Source organism: Pseudomonas sp. M47T1 (assembly GCF_000263855.1).
Lineage (GTDB): Bacteria > Pseudomonadota > Gammaproteobacteria > Pseudomonadales > Pseudomonadaceae > Aquipseudomonas.
The window spans coordinates 58,018-79,156 of the sequence record NZ_AJWX01000019.1 but is presented as its reverse complement, the minus strand read 5'-3'; the positions used below and the strand labels follow the sequence as shown (position 1 = coordinate 79,156).

The window sequence follows — 21,139 nt, the reverse complement described above, 5'->3', positions numbered from 1 at the left end:
ACAAACATGGCGTTGTGACAGCATTGTTATCAAGCGCCATACATCGCCGCAACGCTTCCGATACCCGAAAACACTGGAGTTCGCCGCATCTGGGCCGATAGAAAAGCATCAGGTCAGTGAGCGCATCACGGCCCTCAGTATCGGAGCCATTACCATGCACATCGAGCGCCTAGGCACTATCCAGAACGATCTGGAGCACACCGCCGCCCACCTTGAAGCGCTGTCGCACATGCTACAAGGCCACGCCCTGTTCCTGCGCCACTCCACCTATTCGGACAATTCGGCTGACATCGACTTCATCGAACGCCACCTCAGCGGCCTCGCCGCTTCCGTCACCGACCTGCGCGGCGTAGCCCGCAACATTGCCAAAGTCGCCTGACCGTTACTCCACCCGCAACGCCCACAACACTTCCAGCACATGCCAGGTCGCCTGTTCGACTTCCCCGGCACGATGAACGATGCCCAACTGACGGGACAATGGCGGTTGCAGCGAGCGCATCACCATGCGCGCATCGGTCAGCGGCGTGTCGGCTTCATGGGGCAGCAGCGTGGCCCCGTAGCCCGCCGCCACCAGGCTCTTGATCGCGTCGTTGTAATTGACGTGGATACGCGGCACCGGCTGCTGGCCGTCGCCGGCGAACCATTCGGCAGTCAACCGTGACAGACGCGTGGTGCTGTCGTTGAGGATCAGTGGCCGGGCCGCCAGCCACGCGGGCGTTACCACGTCAGGCACCTCCCACGCCGCAGGCAGGAACGCCATCACCGGGTCCCGGCGCCAGGGCTGAATCTGCACCCCCTTGACCGGCAGCTGAGGCAAGGCGATCAAGCCGATATCCAGGCTGCCGGCCGTCAGTTGGCGCAAGGTTTCCTGGGACGTCAGCACCGCCACCTGCACATCGATACCGGGATGGCGCTGGCCAAGGGCTTCCAACGCCTGGGGCAACAGCTGGGCAATCGCCCCCGTGGACGCGCCCAACCGGACCCTGCCTGCCAGCCCCTGCACCTGGCGCTGCACATCCTCCAACGCCTGCTGGGCATCGAGCAGCAGACGCCTGGCGCGCTCCACCAGCGTCTCGCCAATGGCCGTGGGCAGCACGCGGCCGCGCGCGCGGGACAACAGCGCGCCACCCACCCGCGCTTCAAGATCGGCAATGTGCAGGCTGACCGTGGGCGGCGCCAGGTTCAGCGCCCGCGCCGCCTCGGCGAACGAGCCCAGGTCGGCGATAACCACCAAGGTTCGCAGGCGGTCCAGGCTGATTTCACGCATGCTCGTAACCTTCAGAAAAACTGAACATGACGGTTGTCAAATTCAACTTTCCCAATACTACCTCGCGCTTGAAGATAGCGGCAGTCACTTCTTGCGAGCACACCAGCATGACCACCCCACTTGTCTTCATCGATGGCGACCAAGGCACCACCGGTCTGCAAATCCACCAGCGCCTGCGCCACCGCACCGACCTGCAACTGCTGCGCCTGGACCCACGCTTTCGCAAGGACCCGCAGCACCGCGCCGAGGCCATCAACGCCTGTGACATCGCCATCCTGTGCCTGCCTGACGACGCCGCGCGCGAAGCCGTTGCCAGCATTCACAACCCCAGCGTGCGGGTGATCGACGCCAGCTCCGCCCATCGCACAACGCCGGGCTGGACCTACGGCTTCGCCGAAATGGGCGCCGGCCAGGCCCAGGCAATCGCCCGCGCCAAGCGCGTCAGCAACCCAGGCTGCTACCCCACCGGCGCCATCGGCCTGCTGCGGCCCTTGTTGCAAGCGCGATTGCTGCCTGCCGACTACCCCGTCAGCATCAATGCGGTGTCCGGCTATTCGGGCAAGGGCCGCGCCGGTGTTGATGAATACGAAGGGGAAAATGCCGTTCAGGCGCCGGCGTTCCAGGTATACGGCCTGGGCCTGACCCACAAGCACGTGGCGGAAATCGCCCAGCACAGCGGCCTGGTTCACCGCCCGCTGTTCGTGCCGGCGTACGGCGCGTTTCGCCAAGGCATCGTGCTGACCATTCCCCTGCAGTTGCATCTGCTGGGCGCTGGCGTCACCGGGCAGACGCTGCATGCCTGCCTGACCGAGCACTATGCCGGCCAGCCCCCTGTACAGGTGATGCCGCTGGCGGACAGCAAGGCGCTGACCCTGTTGGACCCGCAGGTAATGAACGACACCGACGACCTGCGCCTGATGGTGTTCGAGCATGGCCAGCAGGTGCTGCTGGCGGCGGTGTTCGATAACCTGGGCAAAGGCGCGGCAGGGGCGGCGGTGCAGAACCTTGATCTGATGATCAAGCAACTCCCGTAGCAGCTTCGCCAGGCGGCGTCAGCAGCGCCGCCATAACATCTCTCGCAAATGTCCCCATAACCCTAAATCGTTCTCCTACATCGTCAGCCCAAAGGCGGGTCCATAGTTACGGCTGCAATGTCCTGTTCCACGAAGACCGGACAGTGCCTTTCGACAAGGCGCGGGTGGCGCTGGAAACAGAGCTGCCCATGTGGCAGGAGCTGTATGGCCTGCAGGACAATGCCGGCATACATCTGCGCCACTGGATTCACGCTGGATGGCTGCGCGAACACGATGACCCACTGACCCGCACCGACGCCTTCGAATTGGCCATGCGCTTCGCGCAAAGCCTTGAACACCGCGACAGCAGCGCCACCACATCGCATTTGCGTCTCGTGCAGGACGCCGTGCGCGACCTGGCAACAGCGCAGAGCCCGGCCCGGCGCAGATGCCTGCCTGGGGCCTGCGCGCCGCCGAGCGTGAAACGTTCAACAGCTTGCGTAACGGCCTCCTGGGCATTGGCAGGCTGGAGCAGGAGCGACTGCCCCAGGATTGGGTAAATGACGCGCTGAGGGAATGGGCCGCATCCGCTGGAACGTAACCTGTGCTCAGTTCGCGTTGGCCGGCTGAGCACGGTGCACGCCCCACCCCTGCTGCATCCCCGCCGCCGCCAGCAGAATCGCCACCACCCCCGCCCACTGCAGCGCCTCCAGCCGATGCCCAAAGGCGAACCAGTCCACAAAGATCGCCACGATCGGGTAGATAAAGCTCAGCGCCCCGGTCAACGCCGTCGGCAGCTTCTGGATAGCACCGTACAGCAACACATACATCAAGCCAGTGTGCACGATGCCCAAGGTCAGCAACGCGCCCCAACCCCGGAACTCATGGGGAAATGCGGAAACATCCGCCAACGGCGCCAACAGCAGCACGCCAGTGGTGACTTGCACCAGCGCAATCAGATGCGGCGCAATGCCTTTCAAGCGCTTGATGATCAGCGCCGCGATGGCATAAAGCGCAGCCGCCCCCAGCGCCATGGCAATGCCCATCAGGTAATCGTTGCCGCCCTGCCCGCCGTGGGCGCTGACAATGGCCAGCATGCCGGCGAAGGAAACGGCTAACCAGGACAGCTTGTGCAAGGTAATTTTCTCGCCCAGAAACAAGGCACCCAACCCCACCAGCATAAACGGCTGCACGTTATACACCGCCGTGCCGATGGCGATGGAGGCCCGCGAGTACGAGCCAAACAGCAACAGCCAATTACCCACGATGGCCACGCCGCTGAGCACCGCCAGCAGGAACGTGGTGCGGTTCAGCAAACCCGGGCGCAAGAACCCCATGCCTGCGCAAATGACCAGCAGCGTCAACGCGCCGAACACACAGCGCCAGAACACCACGTCCAGCACCGGCTGCCCCGAGAGCATCACCAGCCAGCCGATGGTGCCGGAAATCAGCATGGCCGCTACCATCTCCAGCGAGCCGCGATGCAGTGACTTATCCATTTCAAACCTCCTGAGCAATGGACACTATTATGCTCAGCGCCGGAGGGTGTTTTCCATGAGAAATGAAAGGCAAAAAATCTATTTAGGCTTTACTATCAAGCCAACAAGAACGTTTTGCCTACGGAAAAGCAGATGACCGACTCCATCGACCAACGCCTGATCGCCGCCCTGATGGAAGATTCACGTCGCTCGCTCAAGGCCCTGGCGCAGCTCACCGGCCTCTCCTCCCCCAGCGTCGCCGAACGCCTGCGCAAGCTTGAAGAGCGCGGCGTGCTCAAAGGCTACACGGTAGACATCGACCCCAAGGCGTTCGGCTACCAGCTCCAGGCCATCGTGCGCATCCGCCCGCTGCCGGGGCAACTGCAGGTGGTGGAGCGGCAGATCCAGCAGATACCGCAGTTCACCGAATGCGACAAAGTTACCGGGGACGACTGCTTCATCGCCCGGCTGCATGTGCGCAGCATTGAAGAACTGGACACGGTGCTGGACGACCTGAACGCCTACGCCGAAACCAATACCGCGATCATCAAGAAAAGCCCGGTGAAGCGGCGGTTGCCGCCGATGGAGTAGTACACAAGCACGACGATATCGTTGCGGTGCCGCGCATATCGAGCGCCGCCCGTGCGGCGCTACCCGGCCTGGCGGCCGGTGCAACATGGCTTGAACCGTGTGATGCCCTGCGCAGCCGCCTTGTCCGCCTTTAAACGCCCCCTACCTCCCCTGATATCCGCGCCGCCGCCCGCTGCACCACCACCACCAGCGACTCCATTTTCTCCAGCGACATGTACGGCACCGTGCTGGCCACGCTGATGGCCGCGATGATGCGCTTGCTGGCGTCACGAATGGGCGCTGCCACGCAGCGGATCGAGGGTTCGTTGTCTTCCAGGTCGAAGGCGTAGCCGCCTTTCACGTAGGCCTGCATGCGCGCGTGCACCTGCTCCCAGGTCTGTTCCGGATGGTTGGGCCACAGAACGTTGTGGCCTGCGGCCGGCTGGCTTATTTCGTAGAGGCGGTGCCATTCGGCAGGCGATGCGTCGAGCAACAGCGCCTTGCCGATGCCGGTGCGTGCCAGGGGCATGCGGTGGCCGACCCGCGAACGCATTTCCGGGCCATTGCGGCCGGGGTTCTTGTGCAGGTAGAGCACTTCGTCGCCGTCGCGGATGGCCAGGTGAATGGTGTCGCCGGTCAGGCGCGACAGCTCGTCCAGGTAGGGCGTGGCCAGCATCACCAACGGCACCTCGTCGCGGGCCTGGAAGCCCAGTTCGATGAGCTTGGGGCCCAGCAGGTAACCCACCTGGGGCAGCACGCGCAGGTAGCGTTCATCCACCAGGGCACTGGCCAGGCGGTGGGTGGTGCTGCGGGTGGTGCCGACCTGGCGGGCGATTTCCTTGAGGTCGCGGGCGCCGGCAGCCACGGCCTGGATCACGGCCAGGCCGCGCATCAGGGTTTGCGTGCCGGCGGGAGCGGCCTCCTTGGCCGGCGGGGTGACTTCGTCCTGCATGGGCAATCCTGTATCGGGTGCGAGGGAAACGGGCAGGCGCATTATGTTCGCCTGTCCGCGTCGGTGCCAGTCACAGCTGGATACGTTCGACCTTGCCCACCAGCACGATGTAGGACAGCGCCCCCAGCAGTGCCATCACGGCGATGTAGGTGATGGCCGGCGCAAAGGAGTCGCCGCTGGCCAGGAAGCCAATGGCGATGGGCGTGGTGATGGCCGACAGGTTGCCGATGAAATTGAACACCCCACCCGTCAACCCCAGCAAACGCGCAGGCGCCAGGGTGGAGACCAGCGACCAGGTAATCGATGCCAGACCGTTGCCGAAAAAGGCCACTGCCAGGCAGGCAATCACCAGCGCCGTGGAGTCGACGTAATTGGCGCCGATGATGCAGGTACTGATCAGCAGCCCGCCAATGATCGGCAGTTTGCGCGCCAGCCCAATGCTGGCCCCGCGACGTACCAGCCAGTCGGAGAAAAAACCCGAGCACAGCACGCCGACAAAGGCTGCCAGGAACGGCAGCGACGCCAGCATGCCGGACTTGATGAAGTCCATGCCGCGGTACTTCACCAGGTAGGTGGGGAACCAGGTGAGGAAAAACCACAGGGTAGAGTTAAGGCAGTACTGGCCCAGGTAGATGCCCCACAGCTTGCGCTTGCTGAGCACGACGCCCAGGTCAATCCAACTGAACCCTGGCTTGGCGGCCCGGGCCTTGGACTGCATGTCCACCAGCCCCCCGCCCTCACTGATCAGCTCGATTTCGGCGGCGTTGGCGCCCTTGAAGTCGCGCGGCTCGCGATACACCGCGTACCACACCGCCGCCCAGGCAATGCCCAGCACGCCGGTGGCGACAAACACCATGTGCCAGCCGAACGCATGTTGCAGCCAGGCCAATACCGGCGTCAGGAATGCCAGGCCGACAAACTGCCCCGAGGTGTAGAAACCGATGGCGGTGGCGCGCTCACGCTCCGGGAACCAGGTGGTGACCACGCGGCTGTTGATCGGGTACGCCGGCGCTTCCAGCGCCCCAACCGCCAGGCGCAGCACGAACAAGGCGACAAAGCTGCCGGCGAAGCCGAGCATCACGGTGGCCAGCGACCACAGGGCCAATGCCACGCTGTAGAGAATGCGCGGGGGCACGCGGTCCACCAGCCAGCCACCAGGGATCTGCATGGCGGCGTAAGTCCAACCGAACGCGGAAAACACCAGGCCCACGTGTACTGGGTCGATGGCCAGGTCACTGGTCAGCGCAGGGGCGGCAATAGACAGGTTGCTGCGGTCCAGGTAGTTGATCACTACCGTGATAAACAGCAGGACCATGATAAAGAAGCGCTTGCGGCTGGGCCTGGCCAGGGCCGCCTGCGCGTGCAGGGTCTGGGTGTGCATGGCATTCATGCCTCGTTCTTGTAATGGTTCGATCAGGTGATCCATCACCTCAACATCGTGAGAGCGGGCTCTGCCCGCAAAGCAGCCACTGCGGCGCCCGTTTCGCGGACAGAACCGGGCCCCACGTTTGATCCAGCGGGCCTCAGATCACCACTCGGCGAAGCTGCCATCGGCGTGGCGCCAGATTGGGTTGCGCCAGCGGTGGCCTACCGCGGCACGCTCCTTGACGTACTCTTCGTTGATCTCGATGCCCAGGCCCGGGCCATTGGGGATCTTGACGAAACCGTTGTCGTAGTCGAACACCTCGGGGTGCTTGACGTAGTCGAGCAGGTCGTTGCTTTCGTTGTAGTGAATGCCCAGGCTTTGCTCCTGGATGAACGCGTTGTAGCAGGCGGCGTCCAGTTGCAGGCAGGCTGCCAGCGCAATCGGGCCCAGCGGGCAATGCAGCGCCAGCGCCACGTCATAGGCCTCGGCCATGTTGGCAATTTTGCGGGTTTCAGTGATGCCGCCGGCATGGGAGGCGTCCGGCTGGATGATGTCCACATAGCCTTCGCTGAGCACGCGCTTGAAATCCCAGCGCGAGAACAGACGCTCACCCAGGGCAATCGGCGTGCTGGTCAACGGCGCGAGCTCCTTCAGCGCTTCGTAGTTCTCGCTGAGCACTGGCTCCTCGATGAACATCAGTTTGTAGGGGTCCAGTTCTTTCATCAGGACCTTGGCCATGGGCTTGTGCACCCGGCCATGGAAGTCCACGCCAATGCCCACGTTCGGGCCCACGGCGTCGCGCACGGCGGCGACGTTGGCCAGGCACAGGTCCACCTTGTCGAAGGTGTCGAGGAACTGCAGTTCTTCGGTGCCGTTCATCTTCACCGCCGTGAAACCACGCTCCACCGCTTCCTTGGCAGCCTTGGCGGTATCTGCCGGACGGTCACCGCCGATCCAGGAATACACGCGGATGCGGTCACGCACCTGGCCACCCAGCAAGTCACTCACCGACACACCCAGGGCCTTGCCCTTGATGTCCCACAGGGCCTGATCGATACCCGCCAGGGCACTCATGTGGATAGCGCCGCCACGGTAGAAGCCGCCGCGGTACAGCACGGTCCAGATATCTTCGATATTGCGCGGGTCCTTGCCGATCAGGTAGTCGGACAACTCCTCCACGGCAGCGGCCACGGTGTGGGCACGCCCTTCCACCACAGGCTCGCCCCAGCCGGTCACGCCTTCGTCGGTCTCGACCTTCAGGAAGCACCAGCGCGGCGGCACGATAAAGGTGGTCAATTTGGTGATTTTCATCGCTTGTCTCTCTTATCGATGTCTTTTAATTGCAAATCAGTGCAGGCGTTTCCAGGCGGCCACATAGGCCTTGGCGCGAGCGGCCACCTCATCAGCACTCATGCCCGGCTTGAACAGGCCCGAGCCCAGGCCAAAACCTGCCACACCGGCCTCGACGAAAGGCGCCATGTTGTCCGGGCTGATACCGCCCACGGGAATCAATGCCGTGCCTTTGGGCAACACCGCCAACAGGGCCTTGACCACACCGGGGTTGAGCATTTCGGCCGGAAACAGCTTCAGCGAGTCAGCCCCCTCTTCCAGCGCAGCAAACGCTTCGGTGGGCGTGACCACACCGGGCGACACGTACATGCCGGCCGCCTTGGCCGCGCGCAGCACCTTGGCATCGCTGTGCGGCATCACGATCAGTTGGCCACCGGCGGCCTTGACCTGGTTCACCTGCTCGGGCGTGAGCACCGTACCAGCACCGATCAGGCAATCGGCAGGCAGGCTGTCGCGCAGGATGCGGATGCTGTCGTAGGGGCTTGGGGAGTTGAGCGGCACTTCGATCACGCGAAAACCTTCGGCGTACAACACCTGGCCGATGGCCTGCGCCTCCTCCGGACGAAGGCCGCGCAAAATGGCGATCAGACCGTTGCTGGCGAGCGCTTGCTTGAGCATGTCAAACCTCTTCTGGCTGTGGGGCGAGCAACCCGGCCGCTAAGGCCAGGCTCCATAATCCGCGTTCGGTGGCCTGTTCGGCCACGCTGACCTGGGCGAAACCGCACAGGCCGAGGGCAAGGCGATAGCGCTGGCACAAGGCCGCGCTGCCAATCAACGTCACGTCGGGCAATGGCGCCTCGGCACGGCGGCTGCGTGACACATCGGCCAAGGCTCGCAATTCGTGGCCGATCATCAGGCCGGACAGGTAGTCGGGTTGCCGGGCGCCGCTCAACTGCCCGGTCAACCCCAGGGTACGGGCGCTGAACAGCGTAGAGAGCAGACCGATGTCGCCATCGGCCGACAGCGCCACTTCAACGCCGCGCACGAACGACGCTTCGTCAAAGGGGCCGCCGGGCTGCTGGGTGCGGCCGAGGATGGTGTGGGCGCAGACGGCGGCGTACAGCTCGCCGGTCATGAAGGTGTCGAACTGGCGAATGCAGCCATCCACCAGGCTTACCCATTTACTGTGGCTGCCGGGCAGGCCCACCAGCAGGGCATCCTGGCGCCTGTGAGGCGGCAGGTCCTGCAACAGGCCCAGTACCTGGGTTTCTTCGCCGCGCATCACATTGGGCAAGTGCGAATGCTGGATCACGCCAGGGACAATATGCAGCAGCGTGCCGCGCAAGGTCTCGACCACCTGCAGGCTGGCGCCCAGGTCTGCGACCCGCGCCGGGGTGGGGCAGTAGGCCGCCTCGCGCCACCCTTGGGCGCTGCCGACCATGCCACAGGCAATCACCGGTACCTGAGGGTCGGCATCCAGCCAATCACCACAGGCCTCGTCGAAGGCCAGTTCAAAGCCGTTGCTGCACAACTGCCCGGCAACCTCGCGGGCCGTGGTGGGCAACTGCATGATGCCCGAAGCCAACGAGCGCTGGTCCAGCACCTGGCCGTCGCGGCCGAGTTTATAAGCCCGAAGGGAAGTAGTCCCCCAATCGAGCGCGATCAAATGCGCCTGCATCGCTTCACCTGAGTTGTTTTTTGACAGTGAGGGCGTAGAGCTGATGAGGAACTATAGACTACGGATCGATAAAATCTCAATATATAATTTGATGTCCCATATTTTGGGATTGATAACGCACGGTTTGTTGCAATTGACGACCGGCCGCAGGCTGCGAAGGCCCGCATCACGGGCCCGTGATCGACATGACAACGCCACAGGTCCTGCGGACCTTTGCGCAGCCTGGCGACGGATGGCCGCCCCGCAGCACCTACATCGAGTTTTTATAACACCCATAAAAAACCGGCTTAAGCCGGTTTTTTTGCTGCGCACGGATATCAGCCGCAGGCTTGCGCCGCTTCCTGCACCAACACCCCACGCCCGGCATACACCAGCGCTGTCACCAGCCCCACCACGCCCATGATGGCGCAGAAACCCACGCACACCCACGGGCTGAACGGCATGGCGGCAATCAGCGCCAAAGGGGTAACGCTGGCCCACAAGGCGTAGGCAATGTTGTAGGTGAACGAGATGCCCGACACGCGAATAGCCGCCGGGAACAGCCCCACCATCACCGACGGCACCACCCCCACCACGCCGCAGGCCAGCCCGGCCAAGGCGTAACCCAGGCCCGGCAAGCCCCAGCCGCCCACCAGGTTGGCGTAAAGGGCGCCAATGCCCAGTGGCAACAGCAGGCTGTAGACCATCAGCGCGCGCCAGGCGCCAATACGGTCCACCAACAGCCCGGCCAGCACGCAACCGATGTTCAGAAAGACAATGCCCAGGCTGCTCAGGGCAAAGGTATGGCTGGCGGTGAGGCCAAACAGTTTCTGCATCACCGTGGGCGTAATCACCACCAGCACCACCACGGCCGACGTCAGCACGCAGGTGAGGATCACAGCGGGCAGCAGCGCCTGCCGGTAGTCGCGCAGCACGGCCTTGAGGGGCAACTCCACTACTCCTTCGCGCCGCTCGCGCAAGGCCAGGAACACCGGTGTTTCGCTCAACCAGCGCCGCAGCCACACACCGATGATGCCGAACACACCGCCCAGCAGGAACGGCAGTCGCCAGGCGTAGTCGAGGATTTCCTGCGGGGTGAACAATTGCGCCAGGGCCGTGGCCGTCAGGGCACCAATCAGGTAGCCGAACGTCAGGCCTGCCTGCAGGAACCCCAAGGCATAGCCACGCCGATTCACCGGCGTATGCTCGGCCACGAACACCCAGGCACTGGGCACCTCGCCCCCCACCGCGGCGCCTTGCAGAATACGCAGGGCCAGCAGGATCAGCGGTGCGGCATAGCCGATGTCGGCATAAGTAGGCATCACACCTATCAGCAGGCAGGGCAAGGCCATCATCAGGATGCTCAGGCTGAACACCTTCTTGCGCCCCAAATGATCAGCAAAATGCGCCATCAAGATGCCGCCCAGCGGGCGCGCCAGGTAACCGGTGACGAAAATGCCAAAGCTTTGCAGCAAGCGCAGCCATTCGGGCATTTGCGGCGGGAAAAACAGCTGACTGAGGGTCAGCGCGAAAAACACGAAGATGATGAAATCGTAGATTTCCAGGGCGCCGCCCAAGGCCGCCAGGCCGAGGGTCTTGTGGTCGGCCCGCGACAGCAGCAGCGGGCCTTGGGGGGAATTGGCAGTCATGAGGTATCCACGCTATGGGCAGCGGCGCCTATGCTGGCGCCTGCCAAAGGCGCAGAGGATAGCAAACTGTGCCGCGCTGCGCGGAGCGCAACGGCAAGAATGCCCGCGCCCTTGACCGGTACGACCCGGACAATCGGCATTGATTTATATTACATACATAATATGATCAAGCGACCGTCATCCACCAAGGACATCCCCATGCAGCCTGTTGATACCCACGACCTGGTCGCCCAGTGGCAAGCCCAGGAAACCGCCATGCGCGCTCGCCTGGCTGGCCCCGGCACCCTGACCCTGGCCGAAGTCAGCGCGCTGTCGCCCAGTGCGTTCTTCGACGGCATCGGCAACGGCGAACTGCCCTCCCCCCCCATCGGCACGCTGATGGATTTCGTGCCTATCGAATGGGGCCCCGGCTTGTTCATCTTTCAGGGCACGCCGGACGAACGCCATTACAACCCGCTGGGCAGCGTGCATGGCGGCTACGCCGCTACCTTGCTGGATTCATGCATGGGTTGTGCGATTCATACCCGCCTGCAACAAGGCCAGGGCTACACCACCCTGGAGTTGCGCATCAGCTATGTGCGTGCGTTGAACGCCGCCACCGGCCCCGTACGAGCCGAGGGCAAGGCCATTCATGTGGGCCGCTCGACGGCGCTGGCCGAAGGGCGCATCTACGACGCGCAAGGCAAGCTGTACGCGACTGCCAGCACCACGTGCATGATTCTGGGCAGCCCTGCGGGCCGCTGATGTTCAGGAATGGCGCAGCAGTGCCGGCTCGGGCGCCGGGCGCTTGCGGTTATGGCGGCGCTGGGTGATCACAGCCACCGGCTGTTCGATCAACTCGGGCGTGATGTCGACAATGTCCATGAGGGTCTGCAGCGCTTCGCTGTCCGGCAGCCGGGCGAGGCATACATTGATCGACTCGCGCTGCTGGGGCAGCAGCGTGGGCACGGGCACCGATTCGTTTTCGTACAGCAACGCGTGATGCACCTGGGGGCTGCCCTTGCACAGGCGCGGCAGGTCGACACCGGCACGCACCGCCATCTCGGTGTTGGCGATCAATAGGTCGAACGGTTCCACGGCACTTTGCACCAGGGCCAGCAACGTCTCGAACGACTGCACCGGCGCGATGCGGTAGTAGCCCATGTGGTTGAGCATGCGCTCGACATGCATCAATTGGCTGGGATGCTCGTCGGCGATCAGAATTCGCAATGCTTTGTTGATCATGTTCGGTGACCCGCGCCGCAGCGCCAAGGGCATCCTTGACCCGTGAGCCGTCACACAACAGACGGCATCCTCGAACGTCTGGCTCGATAGTCTTCCCGATAAGCGGTGAAATCAAGCATGGCGCAGACATTGCGGGGGCAAACCGATGATCGGACAAGTTAGTAAGCTGACTACTGGTTTTCCCATTGGTGCATGCGTACCCGGCAATGCTTCATGGCATTGACGATATGCTTTTCCACCAGCGAACGGGAGATGGCCAGGCGCTCGGCGATTTCCTGATGGGACAAACCTTCCAGCTTGCGCAGCAGGAAACTGTCGCGACACGGCTGGGGCAGTTCCTCAAGGGCTTGGCGCATCAGGTCCAGGCGCTGCCCCTGGTCCAACGCCTGCTGGGGGGCCGGGTTGAAGAATCGCTCATCGGCGTCCAGCACTTCCAGCGGCTCTGCCTGGCGCAACACACTGCGTCGATGGCCATCGATGACCAGGTTCAACGCCGTGCGATAAAGAAACGCCCGTGGGTGAGTAATTTCCGTGTCGCCACTGCGCTCCAGTACCCGTACATAGGCATCATGGGCCACATCCTCGGCCACTTGGCGGTTGCCCAGGCGTGCAGCCAGGAACCCGACCAGTTCCCGGTAATAGTTTTCCAGCACTGCACCGGGCCGCGTCATGGGCACGAACTTCCCTGGTTTCGGTTGATAAGCAGATAGTGGCATATTGCGATGTCGCGAATTATAATAATTCTCAAGCACGTTTTACCAGCCCATCCGCACAGACTTCGTCCGATTTCCCCAACAGCTTGTCCATAGGCACCAGCAGCAGGCCGCTCAAGCGCATGGGCCGGCCGGTCTGCCGGTACCCCAAGTGTTCATGGAAAGCGCAGGCGGTGCGCGTGCTGTAGAGCATGGCCCGGTGGTGCCCCTGGCGGCGCAGAATGGCTTCCATGGCGGCCATCAGGGCACGCCCCACCCCGCGGCGGAAACTCTCGGGTTGCACGTAGCACAGGCAGATCTCACCGCTGGCCAAGGCCAGGGCCACGCCCACCGGCTTGCCTTCAAGCCAGCCCAGGCGCAGGTACAGGGCATCGTCGGCGAGCCAGCGGCTTACGTCGTCACAGCGTTTGTTGCGCAGCCAGGCCTCGACAACGCAAGGGTTGTTGCGATGGTCCAGCGCGCACCCGCCGCGAATGGAGCGCTCCAGAATACGGCTGACGATACCCGCGTCACCCGACGCAGGGGGTTGGATGGCAATGAGCGGGTCCATGCTCGTTCTCCGGTCCGTTGGGGTTCATTACCCTACCCGCGCCCCGCACGCCTGGCGACCGCCGCCTGGTTACATCACGTGTAGGGGCACCTGCAGGCGAACCCGCAAGCCATCCTCGCCGCTGTCAAACGCCAGCCCACCGCCGCAGCGCTGCACAATCGCCTGCACAATCGCCAGCCCCAGGCCACAGCCTGCGCTTTGCGAACTGCGCCAGAAACGCTGGGTCAGGTTGGGCAAGTCCGCGGCGGCAATGCCAGGGCCATGGTCGCGTACCAGGAAGCAGGCTTGCGCGCCGCCATCGCTGACACTCAACGCCACCGGGGCATGGGCCGGGCTATGCCGCAGGGCGTTGTCGAGCAGGTTGCGCAACGCCGCCACCGCCAGGGCCGACGGCATGCGCAGGCGCGCGTCGGCCATCGCTGGCGGCAGGTCAAGAACGATACGGTGCCGATCGGCAGCACTGGCATCCTGCACCGCCATGCGCGCCACTTGCCCGGCGGTGCAGGCACAACCATCGTCGAAGGACAGGCTGCCTTCCACCCGTGCCAGCAGCAGCAACTGCTCAAGCGTGCGGTGCAGGCGGTCGGCACCGGCCTCGGCATGCGCCAGCGCGGTTTCCCGCGCGCCGCCGTCGGTCATGCGCGCCACTTGCAGGTGGGTCTTGATGGCCGTCAATGGGCTGCGCAGTTCGTGGGCCGCGTCGCCGGTCAAGCGACGCTCGCGCTCCAGGGTCTGGCCAATGCGCAGAAACAACTGGTTCTGGCTTTCCAGCAACGGTTGCAACTCCCGTGGCAAGGCGGGCACCTGCAAGGGTTCCAGCGAGTCGGCATTGCGTCGCGTCAGTGCATCGCGAATACGGTTCAAGGGCGCCAGGCCTACCCCCACGCACAGCCACAGCACCGCCAGGCTGCCGAACAGCGCCACCACCACGGGCACTGACGCGGCCAGCAGGATCGAATAATTGAGCGACTCGCGCTCCTCATGGCGATCGGCCGTGGTGATGCGCACGCCGCCATGCATCAGGGTGAAACTGCGCCAGTTGCCGCCATCGATCATCTGGTCGTGGAACCCGGTGCTCTGGTCATCCAACTGGTCGCTGGCGCCATGACTGCGGGCCAGGATCTCGCCACGCAGCGAACTGACCTGGCACGCCATGCCGTCCGGAATGCTCAACTGGTCGGCGCTGAAGCGTCGGCCCTCGCCCGGGCTGGCCAGGGGCGGCAACTGGTCCACCAGGCCCGCCACCATGCGCGCCGATGCCACCAGGCGCTGGTCCAGCGAGAACATCATCTGGTGCCGCAGGTCGCGGAACATCCAGGCGGCTGCCAGCGACCAGATCAGCAGAAAGGCCAGCCCCAGGATCAGGCTCAGGCGCAGACGCAGGCTCATGGCTGCACCTGGCCCAGGCGATAACCCAGGCCGCGGACGGTCTGCACAATGTCATTGCCCAGCTTGCGGCGCAGGTGGTGGATGTGCACGTTCAGGGCATTGCTTTCCACTTCGTCGGTGAAGCCGTAGACACTGTCCTTGAGTTGATCGCTGGACAGTACTCGCCCGCGACTGTGCAGCAGGGCCTGCAACAACGCCTGCTCACGGCGTGACAAGTCGATGGGCTGGCCCGCCAGCCAGGCCTGGCGGGTGCTGGGGTCGTAGCGCAGCGGGCCATGCTCGATGGCATTCACCGCACGCCCGGCCACCCGTCGCAGCAAGGTATGCAGACGGGCACAGAGTTCACGCAGGTCGAATGGTTTGAGCAGGTAGTCATCAGCGCCGGCTTCCAGGCCGGCGACCCGGTCGGTCACGGTGTCGCGCGCGGTCAGCACCAGCACCGGCAGCACCTCGCCCTGTTTGCGCAGGGCGCCCAGCAGCGCCAAGCCGTCCTCGTCAGGCAAGCCCAGGTCCAGCACCATCACGTCAAAGTGCGCCGCCTGCAACAAGGCCCTGGCCGCGCCAGCGGTGGCCACGCGGTCGACCGTCAGGCCCTGGGCCTGCAGGCCGGCAACAATGCCGCAGGCGATCAGGTCGTCGTCCTCGCAAAGCAGTACGTGCATAACAGTCATCCTGCGCAAAACCGGCAGTATCGCCGGTTATCATTAACCGGCGATTATGCCCCGTTCCCGCGCGCCCGGCGCACCGTTAATCGCCCCTTAACGGCTGGCCGCCACACTGCTCGCCTGCCATGAACAGGATGTGCCCATGTTGAGTCTAGGTGTTGGCCCCTTTGCCCTTTCAGTCGATCACCTGATTGTGCTGGCAGCATTTGCCGGTGCGCTGGTGACGGGTTGGTGGGCAGCACGTTATCGCACCGGGCGCAATCCAGAGGCAACGCTGTTCAGCCTGCTGGTGCTGGCGCTGCTGGGCGCGCGCCTGGGGTTCGTGGCCAGCTACGCCGGGGTTTACCTGGAAAAACCCTGGCAAATCGTTGACCTGCGCGACGGCGGCTTTTCATTGGCTGCCGGGCTGCTGACCCTGTTGGCATGCGCCGTCTGGAAAGGCTGGCGCCAGCCCGCCCTGCGCATGCCCCTGGCGGCGGCGCTGGCGGTCGGCCTGCTGTGCTGGTGGTCAGGCGGTATGCTGACCCGCGAGTATCAGCAGCGCCTGGGCATGCCCACCGCCGCCCTGCATGATCTGCACGGTGCACCAGTGAGCCTGCCGGGCACCGACCCGCGCCCGTTGGTGGTCAACCTCTGGGCCAGTTGGTGCCCGCCGTGCCGCCGTGAGGTACCGGTGTTGTTGGAGGCACAGGCTCAACGGCCGGACCTGCGTTTTGTGTTCATCAATCAGGGCGAGGCACCTGCCGCGGTCAGTAACTTCCTCGCCACGGCCGGCCTGGATCAGCAACAGATAGCCTACGACCCTGACAGCCAGTGGGGCCGGCAACTGGGTTCGGCGGCGTTGCCCACCACGCTGTTCTATAGCCACGACGGCACGCTGCTGGGCAGCCACCTGGGTGAATTGTCCGGGGCGAGCCTGGCCGATGCCCTGAACGTGTTCACCGCGCCCTGACCAGGCAGTGATGATGGCTTATACCGGGAAAAGGCAGAGTTAGACCTTATTCTCATTTGACAACGATTATCATTACGACTAACTTGATGCCCGTCGCGCAGCCTCTGCCCACCCCGCGAACCCTGCGCTAACCCACAGGCAACAAGGTGATTTCCATGATGGAACAACGGTCCACAAGCACGTGTGATACCCCACTGCTGCAAGCATTCGTCGATAACCGCACGCTCCTGGTGTCGATCGCCGCACGCATCACCGGGTGTCGCTCGCGGGCTGAAGACGTGGTTCAGGATGCCTTTTTCCGCCTGCGCTCGGCGCCGTCCATCACCAGTTCGTTCAAGGCGCAGCTAAGCTACCTGTTCCAGATCGTGCGCAACCTGGCCATCGATCACTACCGCAAGCAGGCCTTGGAACAACGCTACTGCACCCACGAAGACGAAGGTTTGAATGTGGTGATACCCGGCGCCACGCCGGAGGCCACGCACATTCACCAGGCCACCTTGAGCGTGGTGGAGCATGCGTTGGGCCAACTGCCCAAGCGCACCCGCTACGCCTTCGAGATGTACCGCCTGCATGGCGTGCCGCAAAAGGACATCGCCCGCGAACTGGGGGTGTCGCCCACCCTGGTGAACTTCATGATCCGCGATGCGCTGGTGCACTGCCGCAAGGCCTCGGGCGAGCGTGAGGCGGCCTGAGCCCGCCATTCAATATCTGCGGCGTAATCCAGGGCCTGCGTAACTCGCAGTCAGACCAGCCCGTTCTGACTGAAAAAGCCCTCGCGCCCTACCACCATCAGGGCCGCCCGCTTATGGGGAAAGTCAAATTCCTTTTCGCGGTAGAAGCCTTGCCCTTGCAAGTAGCCGATCATCTTGCCGTTGTCGGCCCGCGGTTCGGCCACCACACGCTGAGTTCGCGCGTCATCCAGAAACAAGTAGTGGGTCAGTGCCGACAGCCAGCTGGCGACTTTGTGCGGGCCACGATGGTTTTCTTCGCCCACCAGCATGTGAATGCCGCGGTCGTAATGGTCGGCGTCGAGAAACGGCGCGATGCGGTCCTCACGCGCCCAGTACGCCTCGAAGTAGGCAAAGGGCTGGTCGTCAAAACAACCGATAAGCGTAAGGGTATGCGGGTCGGCAGCCAGTTTTTCCAGGTAGGCACGATGCTGAGCCAGGTCGCCCTGCTCTTGCCAGAAATTCGACACCCGCGGGGTGTTCTGCCAGCGGTTGAACCGTTCCAGGTCCTGCTCGATATCCAGCGTGCGCAGCGACACCCACGCCTGAATGCGCGGGTCGAAACGCCGGTACACCTGGCCCGCAGGCTTGGGCGCGCGACGGGGGTGGCGCTTGCCGTCGGTGACCTGCAAATGCTCGGGGTACGCCGCCGTGGGCTGGGCCAGCCAAGGCTGCGGCAACTGCCAGAACAGATCACGCTCACACAGGTATTCACCTGGCGTCGCCCCCGTCACCAGTAGCCCGGACAACAACGCCTGCTCAGGCGGAACCGGTAACTGCCAGTGCACGCGGCGATACGCCGGGTAAGTGCTCAACAGCCAATAGCACCCAGCACGCAGGCCCTGGGCCGATACCTGGCCCGCTGGGGTAGCACGAATCACCTCAAGGCACTCGATACGCAGGTCAATCAGCACCTCGCCGTTCAGCGACAGGGTCACGTGCCGGTCGGTGGCATCGGCGACCAGGTCGCACCAATGAGGCAAGGGCAGCAAAGGATCGGTAGCGGTCATGGCAATGGCTCACGAAAACACAGGGGACGCCTGAATGACGTGAGCCACCGTGGGAAATTTACCCCACTGCCGGCTAGGGCACCGCGTGCGCCACCACCGGCTGCTCGGGCAACGGCCGCACAGCGATCTTGTAAGGGTCGAACACTTTGAACATCTCGCCATTGTTACGCAGTGTTTGCAGCAGCTGATGAAACTGCTCGCCGGTAATGGGCGCCTGCGGACGCAACAGCGCGTAGTGATGGTACAGCTGGTCAATGCGGTCGGAGATCAGGAACTCCTTGGCCACGCCCGGATTGCGGTTCAGGTAGTCGTACAGGTACGAACGCGTCACCAGCGCAATGTCCGCGCGGTCGCGCAGCACCATCATCAGGTTGCTGTCGTGGGAATAGGTCAACGTGGCGTTGTAATGGTCGGCCAGGAATTTCGGATCGGCGTTGAAATTCGCGAACGCGTAGTGATAGCCACTGAACAGCGCCAGGCGTTTGCTGGACAGATCGGCGAAATACGTCTGGTCACGGTGCTCGCCACGCCGGGCGATGAAGATCTCGGCATCCTCAAGCCCCATGTCGACGCTGGTGTGCGGGATTTTCTCCCAGCCCCATTCGGGGTTTTCGAAGATCGCCATATCAATGCGGCCGTCTTCGAAGTCACGGAAGCGCCGCGGAATGGAAGTGGGCACCAGCACGAAGTGGAACTGCGACTGTGCGCCGTTGAGGTCCTCCACCAACTGCGGCAGCAAACCGGTGTCGGCACCGGTTTCGGGCCGCACCGTGTAGGGCGGGAAATGCGCCGCGCCCACTCGTACTTCCTGCGCCGCCATGGCCGGCAACGCCCCCAGGCCCAGGCCCGCCCACATCAGTAACCGCGCAAGGGTGCGCAGGCGTGTCGCAGTCAAGATCGTGTACCTCGGGGCAGGGGGCATTGGATCCCCATAAATTAGGCGTTTGCTGGCCTTTCGACAACTGCAAAGATCGCCTCACCCCTCCTTGAGCAGCAACTGCAGCGCCTGTTCAGCCAACTGCTCCAGGCTCAGGCTACCTTGTGGCTTGAACCAGGTGGTGGTCCAACACAGGGCACCGGTCAGGAAGCGGCGGATAATAAACACATCACCATTGACCAGCCCCGCGTCCCGCGCCTCGCCCAACACCTGCAGCCACACCTGCTCGTAACGTTCGCGCAAGGCCAATACCTGGGCCTGGCCTTCGTCCGACAGCGAACGCCACTCATACACCAGCACCGCCATGGCCTCGCCGGTACCGCCCATGATCGACTGCAATTCGCAGCGGATCAGCGCCAGCACCCGCTCGCGCACGGTGACAGCTTCGGCAAGTTCGGCCTGCATCAGCGCTGTGTTGTAGAGCATGGTTTGCTTCATCACCGACCGCAGGATCTCGTCCTTGCTCTTGAAGTGATGGAAGATGCTGCCCGACTGAATGCCCACGGCGCTGGCCAGGTCGCGCACCGTGGTGCGGTCGAAGCCCTTGCTGCGAAACAGATGGGCCGCCGTCTGCAAGAGCAGCCCGCGCGGGCTGTCGGGATCGGTCAATTGGCCGCTGGCGACCAGTTGCTGCATGACTTCTCGGGCCTTGTGTTCGTCCACGTGCTTGCCTCCCCACCACCTACAATCGGCTATGCAAGGCAATTTAGGCCCTGGTCGCAGCCCAAGCAAGCGCTTGGGCAAATACCGGGTATATCGGAACTCTTTGCACTTAGCTACGCTCTAGCCAGAATGAGCACAGCGCACTGGAGCCTGCTATGCCGCATTGGCTGGTCATCGATCTGGAAGCCACCACGGATGAGGGGGGCTGGCCGGTCACGGAAATGGAAATCATTGAAATCGGCGCCAGCCTGGTGACACGTGATGGACGCGAAGTGGACCACTTCCAGCGTTTCGTGCGACCGCACCGGCGGCCATGCCTCACGCCGTTCTGCCGGGAGCTGACGCACATCACCCAGGCCAACATCGACAGCGCCGCGCCACTGACCGATGTCTGGCCACAGTTCGAGCGTTGGCTGGGGCACCACCATGCCAACCTTCAGGGCTGGGTCAGCTGGGGTGACTACGACCGCCAGCAACTGCTGCTCAGTTGGCAACAACACCAATTGCACAGCCTGCTGGCCGACGTGCCGCACACCAACCTCAAGCAGCGTTTCGCCAAGGCTCGCAAGCTACAGCGGCCGCTGGGCCTAAACGGCGCCCTGCAACTGGCCGGGATGAACTTCAACGGGCAGCAGCACCGGGCCCTGGAAGATGCGCGCAACACCGCACGGTTGCTGCCCCTGACCCTGGCCAACTAGACGGCTAAAAGCACGTGCACGGCTTGCCGGGCTTGGGCATACTGGCCGCCCTTTTGACCCTATCCTGAGGATTCGCCCATGTTTAAAGTCAACGAGTACTTCGACGGCACCGTCAAGTCGATTGCCTTCGAAATGAAAGAAGGCCCTGCCACCATCGGCGTCATGGCCCCAGGCGAATATGAATTCGGCACCGCGCAGAAAGAAATCATGCACGTGGTCACCGGCAAACTGATCGTCAAGCTGCCTGACAACACCGAATGGGAAACCTTCGAAGGCGGCACGCGCTTCAACGTGCCAGCCAACAGCAAGTTCCAGCTGAAAGTGGAAGTGGAAACCGCCTACCTCTGCGAATACCGCTGAGTCTGAAT

At 63.5% G+C, this 21,139-nt stretch carries 25 protein-coding genes and 1 pseudogene; 10 read left to right on the top strand and 16 right to left on the bottom strand.

Annotated features, from left to right (window positions below; translation table 11 throughout):
• The first annotated feature begins 154 nt into the window (after window positions 1–154).
• Window positions 155–379, top strand: coding sequence for a hypothetical protein (locus PMM47T1_RS19375; protein WP_008372044.1), 225 nt, complete (start codon window positions 155–157; stop codon window positions 377–379).
• Window positions 380–382: 3 nt separating this feature from the next.
• Here the strand turns inward: PMM47T1_RS19375 and PMM47T1_RS19370 are convergent, their stop codons facing one another.
• The gene (locus tag PMM47T1_RS19370) at window positions 383–1,267 is read right to left on the bottom strand and encodes a LysR family transcriptional regulator (protein WP_008372042.1); all 885 of its coding nucleotides are present in this window, start codon (window positions 1,265–1,267) and stop codon (window positions 383–385) included.
• A gap of 107 nt (window positions 1,268–1,374) precedes the next feature.
• Here PMM47T1_RS19370 and argC point away from each other — a divergent pair, with 107 nt between their 5' ends.
• The 3 genes and pseudogenes from argC to PMM47T1_RS30950 all read left to right on the top strand — a co-directional run bounded on the left by argC (window position 1,375) and on the right by PMM47T1_RS30950 (window position 2,881).
• Complete coding sequence (argC, locus tag PMM47T1_RS19365; protein ID WP_008372040.1) at window positions 1,375–2,301, top strand: N-acetyl-gamma-glutamyl-phosphate reductase; 927 nt, start codon at window positions 1,375–1,377, stop codon at window positions 2,299–2,301.
• Between the two features lie 32 nt (window positions 2,302–2,333).
• Window positions 2,334–2,705: pseudogene (locus tag PMM47T1_RS29180) on the top strand (DUF3375 family protein); the annotation flags it as partial.
• Window positions 2,706–2,728: 23 nt separating this feature from the next.
• The gene (locus tag PMM47T1_RS30950; protein WP_157213050.1) at window positions 2,729–2,881 is read left to right on the top strand and encodes a Wadjet anti-phage system protein JetD domain-containing protein; all 153 of its coding nucleotides are present in this window, start codon (window positions 2,729–2,731) and stop codon (window positions 2,879–2,881) included.
• 7 nt (window positions 2,882–2,888) lie between these two features.
• Here the strand turns inward: PMM47T1_RS30950 and PMM47T1_RS19355 are convergent, their stop codons facing one another.
• Window positions 2,889–3,779, bottom strand: a complete 891-nt coding sequence (locus PMM47T1_RS19355) for a DMT family transporter (protein WP_008372035.1) — start codon at window positions 3,777–3,779, stop codon at window positions 2,889–2,891.
• Window positions 3,780–3,911: 132 nt separating this feature from the next.
• Here PMM47T1_RS19355 and PMM47T1_RS19350 point away from each other — a divergent pair, with 132 nt between their 5' ends.
• Window positions 3,912–4,349 (top strand): Lrp/AsnC family transcriptional regulator, encoded by a 438-nt coding sequence (locus PMM47T1_RS19350; RefSeq protein ID WP_008372033.1) that lies wholly within the window; start codon window positions 3,912–3,914, stop codon window positions 4,347–4,349.
• A gap of 130 nt (window positions 4,350–4,479) precedes the next feature.
• On the opposite strand, the gene PMM47T1_RS19345 is transcribed toward PMM47T1_RS19350, so the two are convergent.
• The 6 genes from PMM47T1_RS19345 to PMM47T1_RS19320 all read right to left on the bottom strand — a co-directional run bounded on the left by PMM47T1_RS19345 (window position 4,480) and on the right by PMM47T1_RS19320 (window position 11,242).
• A complete protein-coding gene (locus PMM47T1_RS19345) occupies window positions 4,480–5,280 on the bottom strand; it encodes an IclR family transcriptional regulator (protein ID WP_008372030.1) in 801 nt (266 codons plus the stop codon).
• Between the two features lie 70 nt (window positions 5,281–5,350).
• The gene (locus PMM47T1_RS19340; RefSeq protein WP_008372027.1) at window positions 5,351–6,661 is read right to left on the bottom strand and encodes an MFS transporter; all 1,311 of its coding nucleotides are present in this window, start codon (window positions 6,659–6,661) and stop codon (window positions 5,351–5,353) included.
• Window positions 6,662–6,808: 147 nt separating this feature from the next.
• Window positions 6,809–7,957 carry a galactonate dehydratase gene (dgoD, locus tag PMM47T1_RS19335; RefSeq protein ID WP_008372025.1) on the bottom strand — a complete coding sequence of 383 codons (1,149 nt, stop codon included), beginning with the start codon at window positions 7,955–7,957 and terminating at the stop codon, window positions 6,809–6,811.
• Window positions 7,958–7,993: 36 nt separating this feature from the next.
• A complete protein-coding gene (locus tag PMM47T1_RS19330; RefSeq protein ID WP_008372023.1) occupies window positions 7,994–8,614 on the bottom strand; it encodes a 2-dehydro-3-deoxy-6-phosphogalactonate aldolase in 621 nt (206 codons plus the stop codon).
• Window position 8,615: 1 nt separating this feature from the next.
• A complete protein-coding gene (locus PMM47T1_RS19325) occupies window positions 8,616–9,614 on the bottom strand; it encodes a 2-dehydro-3-deoxygalactonokinase (protein ID WP_008372020.1) in 999 nt (332 codons plus the stop codon).
• 317 nt (window positions 9,615–9,931) lie between these two features.
• Window positions 9,932–11,242 carry an MFS transporter gene (locus PMM47T1_RS19320; RefSeq protein WP_008372019.1) on the bottom strand — a complete coding sequence of 437 codons (1,311 nt, stop codon included), beginning with the start codon at window positions 11,240–11,242 and terminating at the stop codon, window positions 9,932–9,934.
• A 198-nt stretch (window positions 11,243–11,440) separates the two neighbouring features.
• On the opposite strand from PMM47T1_RS19320, the gene PMM47T1_RS19315 reads away from it, so the two are divergent.
• Entirely contained in the window at window positions 11,441–11,986 is a 546-nt protein-coding gene (locus tag PMM47T1_RS19315; protein WP_008372017.1) for a PaaI family thioesterase, read from the top strand.
• Window positions 11,987–11,989: 3 nt separating this feature from the next.
• Here the strand turns inward: PMM47T1_RS19315 and PMM47T1_RS19310 are convergent, their stop codons facing one another.
• The 5 genes from PMM47T1_RS19310 to PMM47T1_RS19290 form a co-directional block, all read right to left on the bottom strand.
• Window positions 11,990–12,466: a response regulator gene (locus PMM47T1_RS19310; protein ID WP_008372015.1), complete on the bottom strand. Its 477-nt coding sequence runs from the start codon at window positions 12,464–12,466 to the stop codon at window positions 11,990–11,992.
• A 170-nt stretch (window positions 12,467–12,636) separates the two neighbouring features.
• Window positions 12,637–13,137, bottom strand: a complete 501-nt coding sequence (locus PMM47T1_RS19305; RefSeq protein ID WP_008372013.1) for a sigma-70 family RNA polymerase sigma factor — start codon at window positions 13,135–13,137, stop codon at window positions 12,637–12,639.
• A gap of 73 nt (window positions 13,138–13,210) precedes the next feature.
• A complete protein-coding gene (locus tag PMM47T1_RS19300) occupies window positions 13,211–13,729 on the bottom strand; it encodes a GNAT family N-acetyltransferase (RefSeq protein WP_008372011.1) in 519 nt (172 codons plus the stop codon).
• 69 nt (window positions 13,730–13,798) lie between these two features.
• Window positions 13,799–15,118: an ATP-binding protein gene (locus PMM47T1_RS19295; protein ID WP_008372010.1), complete on the bottom strand. Its 1,320-nt coding sequence runs from the start codon at window positions 15,116–15,118 to the stop codon at window positions 13,799–13,801.
• Window positions 15,115–15,780 (bottom strand): response regulator, encoded by a 666-nt coding sequence (locus PMM47T1_RS19290; RefSeq protein ID WP_008372008.1) that lies wholly within the window; start codon window positions 15,778–15,780, stop codon window positions 15,115–15,117. The genes PMM47T1_RS19295 and PMM47T1_RS19290 overlap by 4 nt, the downstream gene beginning before the upstream one ends.
• Before the next feature lie 145 nt (window positions 15,781–15,925).
• Between PMM47T1_RS19290 and PMM47T1_RS19285 the strand changes: the two genes are divergently transcribed.
• Both PMM47T1_RS19285 and PMM47T1_RS19280 read left to right on the top strand, forming a co-directional pair.
• Window positions 15,926–16,735 carry a TlpA disulfide reductase family protein gene (locus PMM47T1_RS19285; protein WP_008372006.1) on the top strand — a complete coding sequence of 270 codons (810 nt, stop codon included), beginning with the start codon at window positions 15,926–15,928 and terminating at the stop codon, window positions 16,733–16,735.
• Window positions 16,736–16,890: 155 nt separating this feature from the next.
• A complete protein-coding gene (locus PMM47T1_RS19280; RefSeq protein WP_043301267.1) occupies window positions 16,891–17,427 on the top strand; it encodes an RNA polymerase factor sigma-70 in 537 nt (178 codons plus the stop codon).
• A 50-nt stretch (window positions 17,428–17,477) separates the two neighbouring features.
• Here the strand turns inward: PMM47T1_RS19280 and PMM47T1_RS19275 are convergent, their stop codons facing one another.
• The 3 genes from PMM47T1_RS19275 to PMM47T1_RS19265 form a co-directional block, all read right to left on the bottom strand.
• The gene (locus PMM47T1_RS19275; RefSeq protein ID WP_008372002.1) at window positions 17,478–18,473 is read right to left on the bottom strand and encodes a GNAT family N-acetyltransferase; all 996 of its coding nucleotides are present in this window, start codon (window positions 18,471–18,473) and stop codon (window positions 17,478–17,480) included.
• A 73-nt stretch (window positions 18,474–18,546) separates the two neighbouring features.
• A complete protein-coding gene (locus PMM47T1_RS19270; protein ID WP_008372001.1) occupies window positions 18,547–19,329 on the bottom strand; it encodes a substrate-binding periplasmic protein in 783 nt (260 codons plus the stop codon).
• A gap of 120 nt (window positions 19,330–19,449) precedes the next feature.
• Window positions 19,450–20,073: a TetR/AcrR family transcriptional regulator gene (locus PMM47T1_RS19265; RefSeq protein ID WP_008371999.1), complete on the bottom strand. Its 624-nt coding sequence runs from the start codon at window positions 20,071–20,073 to the stop codon at window positions 19,450–19,452.
• Window positions 20,074–20,228: 155 nt separating this feature from the next.
• On the opposite strand from PMM47T1_RS19265, the gene PMM47T1_RS19260 reads away from it, so the two are divergent.
• Both PMM47T1_RS19260 and ppnP read left to right on the top strand, forming a co-directional pair.
• Window positions 20,229–20,771 carry an exonuclease domain-containing protein gene (locus PMM47T1_RS19260; protein WP_008371997.1) on the top strand — a complete coding sequence of 181 codons (543 nt, stop codon included), beginning with the start codon at window positions 20,229–20,231 and terminating at the stop codon, window positions 20,769–20,771.
• A 78-nt stretch (window positions 20,772–20,849) separates the two neighbouring features.
• A complete protein-coding gene (ppnP, locus tag PMM47T1_RS19255; RefSeq protein WP_008371995.1) occupies window positions 20,850–21,131 on the top strand; it encodes a pyrimidine/purine nucleoside phosphorylase in 282 nt (93 codons plus the stop codon).
• Window positions 21,132–21,139 lie beyond the last annotated feature (8 nt).

Coding starts and splice junctions, on each gene's coding strand:
- PMM47T1_RS19375 (WP_008372044.1), top strand. CDS start 155: ATGCACATCGAGCGCCTAGGCACTATCCAGAACGATCTGGAGCACACC.
- PMM47T1_RS19370 (WP_008372042.1), bottom strand. CDS start 1,267: ATGCGTGAAATCAGCCTGGACCGCCTGCGAACCTTGGTGGTTATCGCC.
- argC (WP_008372040.1), top strand. CDS start 1,375: ATGACCACCCCACTTGTCTTCATCGATGGCGACCAAGGCACCACCGGT.
- PMM47T1_RS30950 (WP_157213050.1), top strand. CDS start 2,729: ATGCCTGCCTGGGGCCTGCGCGCCGCCGAGCGTGAAACGTTCAACAGC.
- PMM47T1_RS19355 (WP_008372035.1), bottom strand. CDS start 3,779: ATGGATAAGTCACTGCATCGCGGCTCGCTGGAGATGGTAGCGGCCATG.
- PMM47T1_RS19350 (WP_008372033.1), top strand. CDS start 3,912: ATGACCGACTCCATCGACCAACGCCTGATCGCCGCCCTGATGGAAGAT.
- PMM47T1_RS19345 (WP_008372030.1), bottom strand. CDS start 5,280: ATGCAGGACGAAGTCACCCCGCCGGCCAAGGAGGCCGCTCCCGCCGGC.
- PMM47T1_RS19340 (WP_008372027.1), bottom strand. CDS start 6,661: ATGCACACCCAGACCCTGCACGCGCAGGCGGCCCTGGCCAGGCCCAGC.
- dgoD (WP_008372025.1), bottom strand. CDS start 7,957: ATGAAAATCACCAAATTGACCACCTTTATCGTGCCGCCGCGCTGGTGC.
- PMM47T1_RS19330 (WP_008372023.1), bottom strand. CDS start 8,614: ATGCTCAAGCAAGCGCTCGCCAGCAACGGTCTGATCGCCATTTTGCGC.
- PMM47T1_RS19325 (WP_008372020.1), bottom strand. CDS start 9,614: ATGCAGGCGCATTTGATCGCGCTCGATTGGGGGACTACTTCCCTTCGG.
- PMM47T1_RS19320 (WP_008372019.1), bottom strand. CDS start 11,242: ATGACTGCCAATTCCCCCCAAGGCCCGCTGCTGCTGTCGCGGGCCGAC.
- PMM47T1_RS19315 (WP_008372017.1), top strand. CDS start 11,441: ATGCAGCCTGTTGATACCCACGACCTGGTCGCCCAGTGGCAAGCCCAG.
- PMM47T1_RS19310 (WP_008372015.1), bottom strand. CDS start 12,466: ATGATCAACAAAGCATTGCGAATTCTGATCGCCGACGAGCATCCCAGC.
- PMM47T1_RS19305 (WP_008372013.1), bottom strand. CDS start 13,137: ATGACGCGGCCCGGTGCAGTGCTGGAAAACTATTACCGGGAACTGGTC.
- PMM47T1_RS19300 (WP_008372011.1), bottom strand. CDS start 13,729: ATGGACCCGCTCATTGCCATCCAACCCCCTGCGTCGGGTGACGCGGGT.
- PMM47T1_RS19295 (WP_008372010.1), bottom strand. CDS start 15,118: ATGAGCCTGCGTCTGCGCCTGAGCCTGATCCTGGGGCTGGCCTTTCTG.
- PMM47T1_RS19290 (WP_008372008.1), bottom strand. CDS start 15,780: ATGCACGTACTGCTTTGCGAGGACGACGACCTGATCGCCTGCGGCATT.
- PMM47T1_RS19285 (WP_008372006.1), top strand. CDS start 15,926: ATGTTGAGTCTAGGTGTTGGCCCCTTTGCCCTTTCAGTCGATCACCTG.
- PMM47T1_RS19280 (WP_043301267.1), top strand. CDS start 16,891: ATGATGGAACAACGGTCCACAAGCACGTGTGATACCCCACTGCTGCAA.
- PMM47T1_RS19275 (WP_008372002.1), bottom strand. CDS start 18,473: ATGACCGCTACCGATCCTTTGCTGCCCTTGCCTCATTGGTGCGACCTG.
- PMM47T1_RS19270 (WP_008372001.1), bottom strand. CDS start 19,329: ATGTGGGCGGGCCTGGGCCTGGGGGCGTTGCCGGCCATGGCGGCGCAG.
- PMM47T1_RS19260 (WP_008371997.1), top strand. CDS start 20,229: ATGCCGCATTGGCTGGTCATCGATCTGGAAGCCACCACGGATGAGGGG.
- ppnP (WP_008371995.1), top strand. CDS start 20,850: ATGTTTAAAGTCAACGAGTACTTCGACGGCACCGTCAAGTCGATTGCC.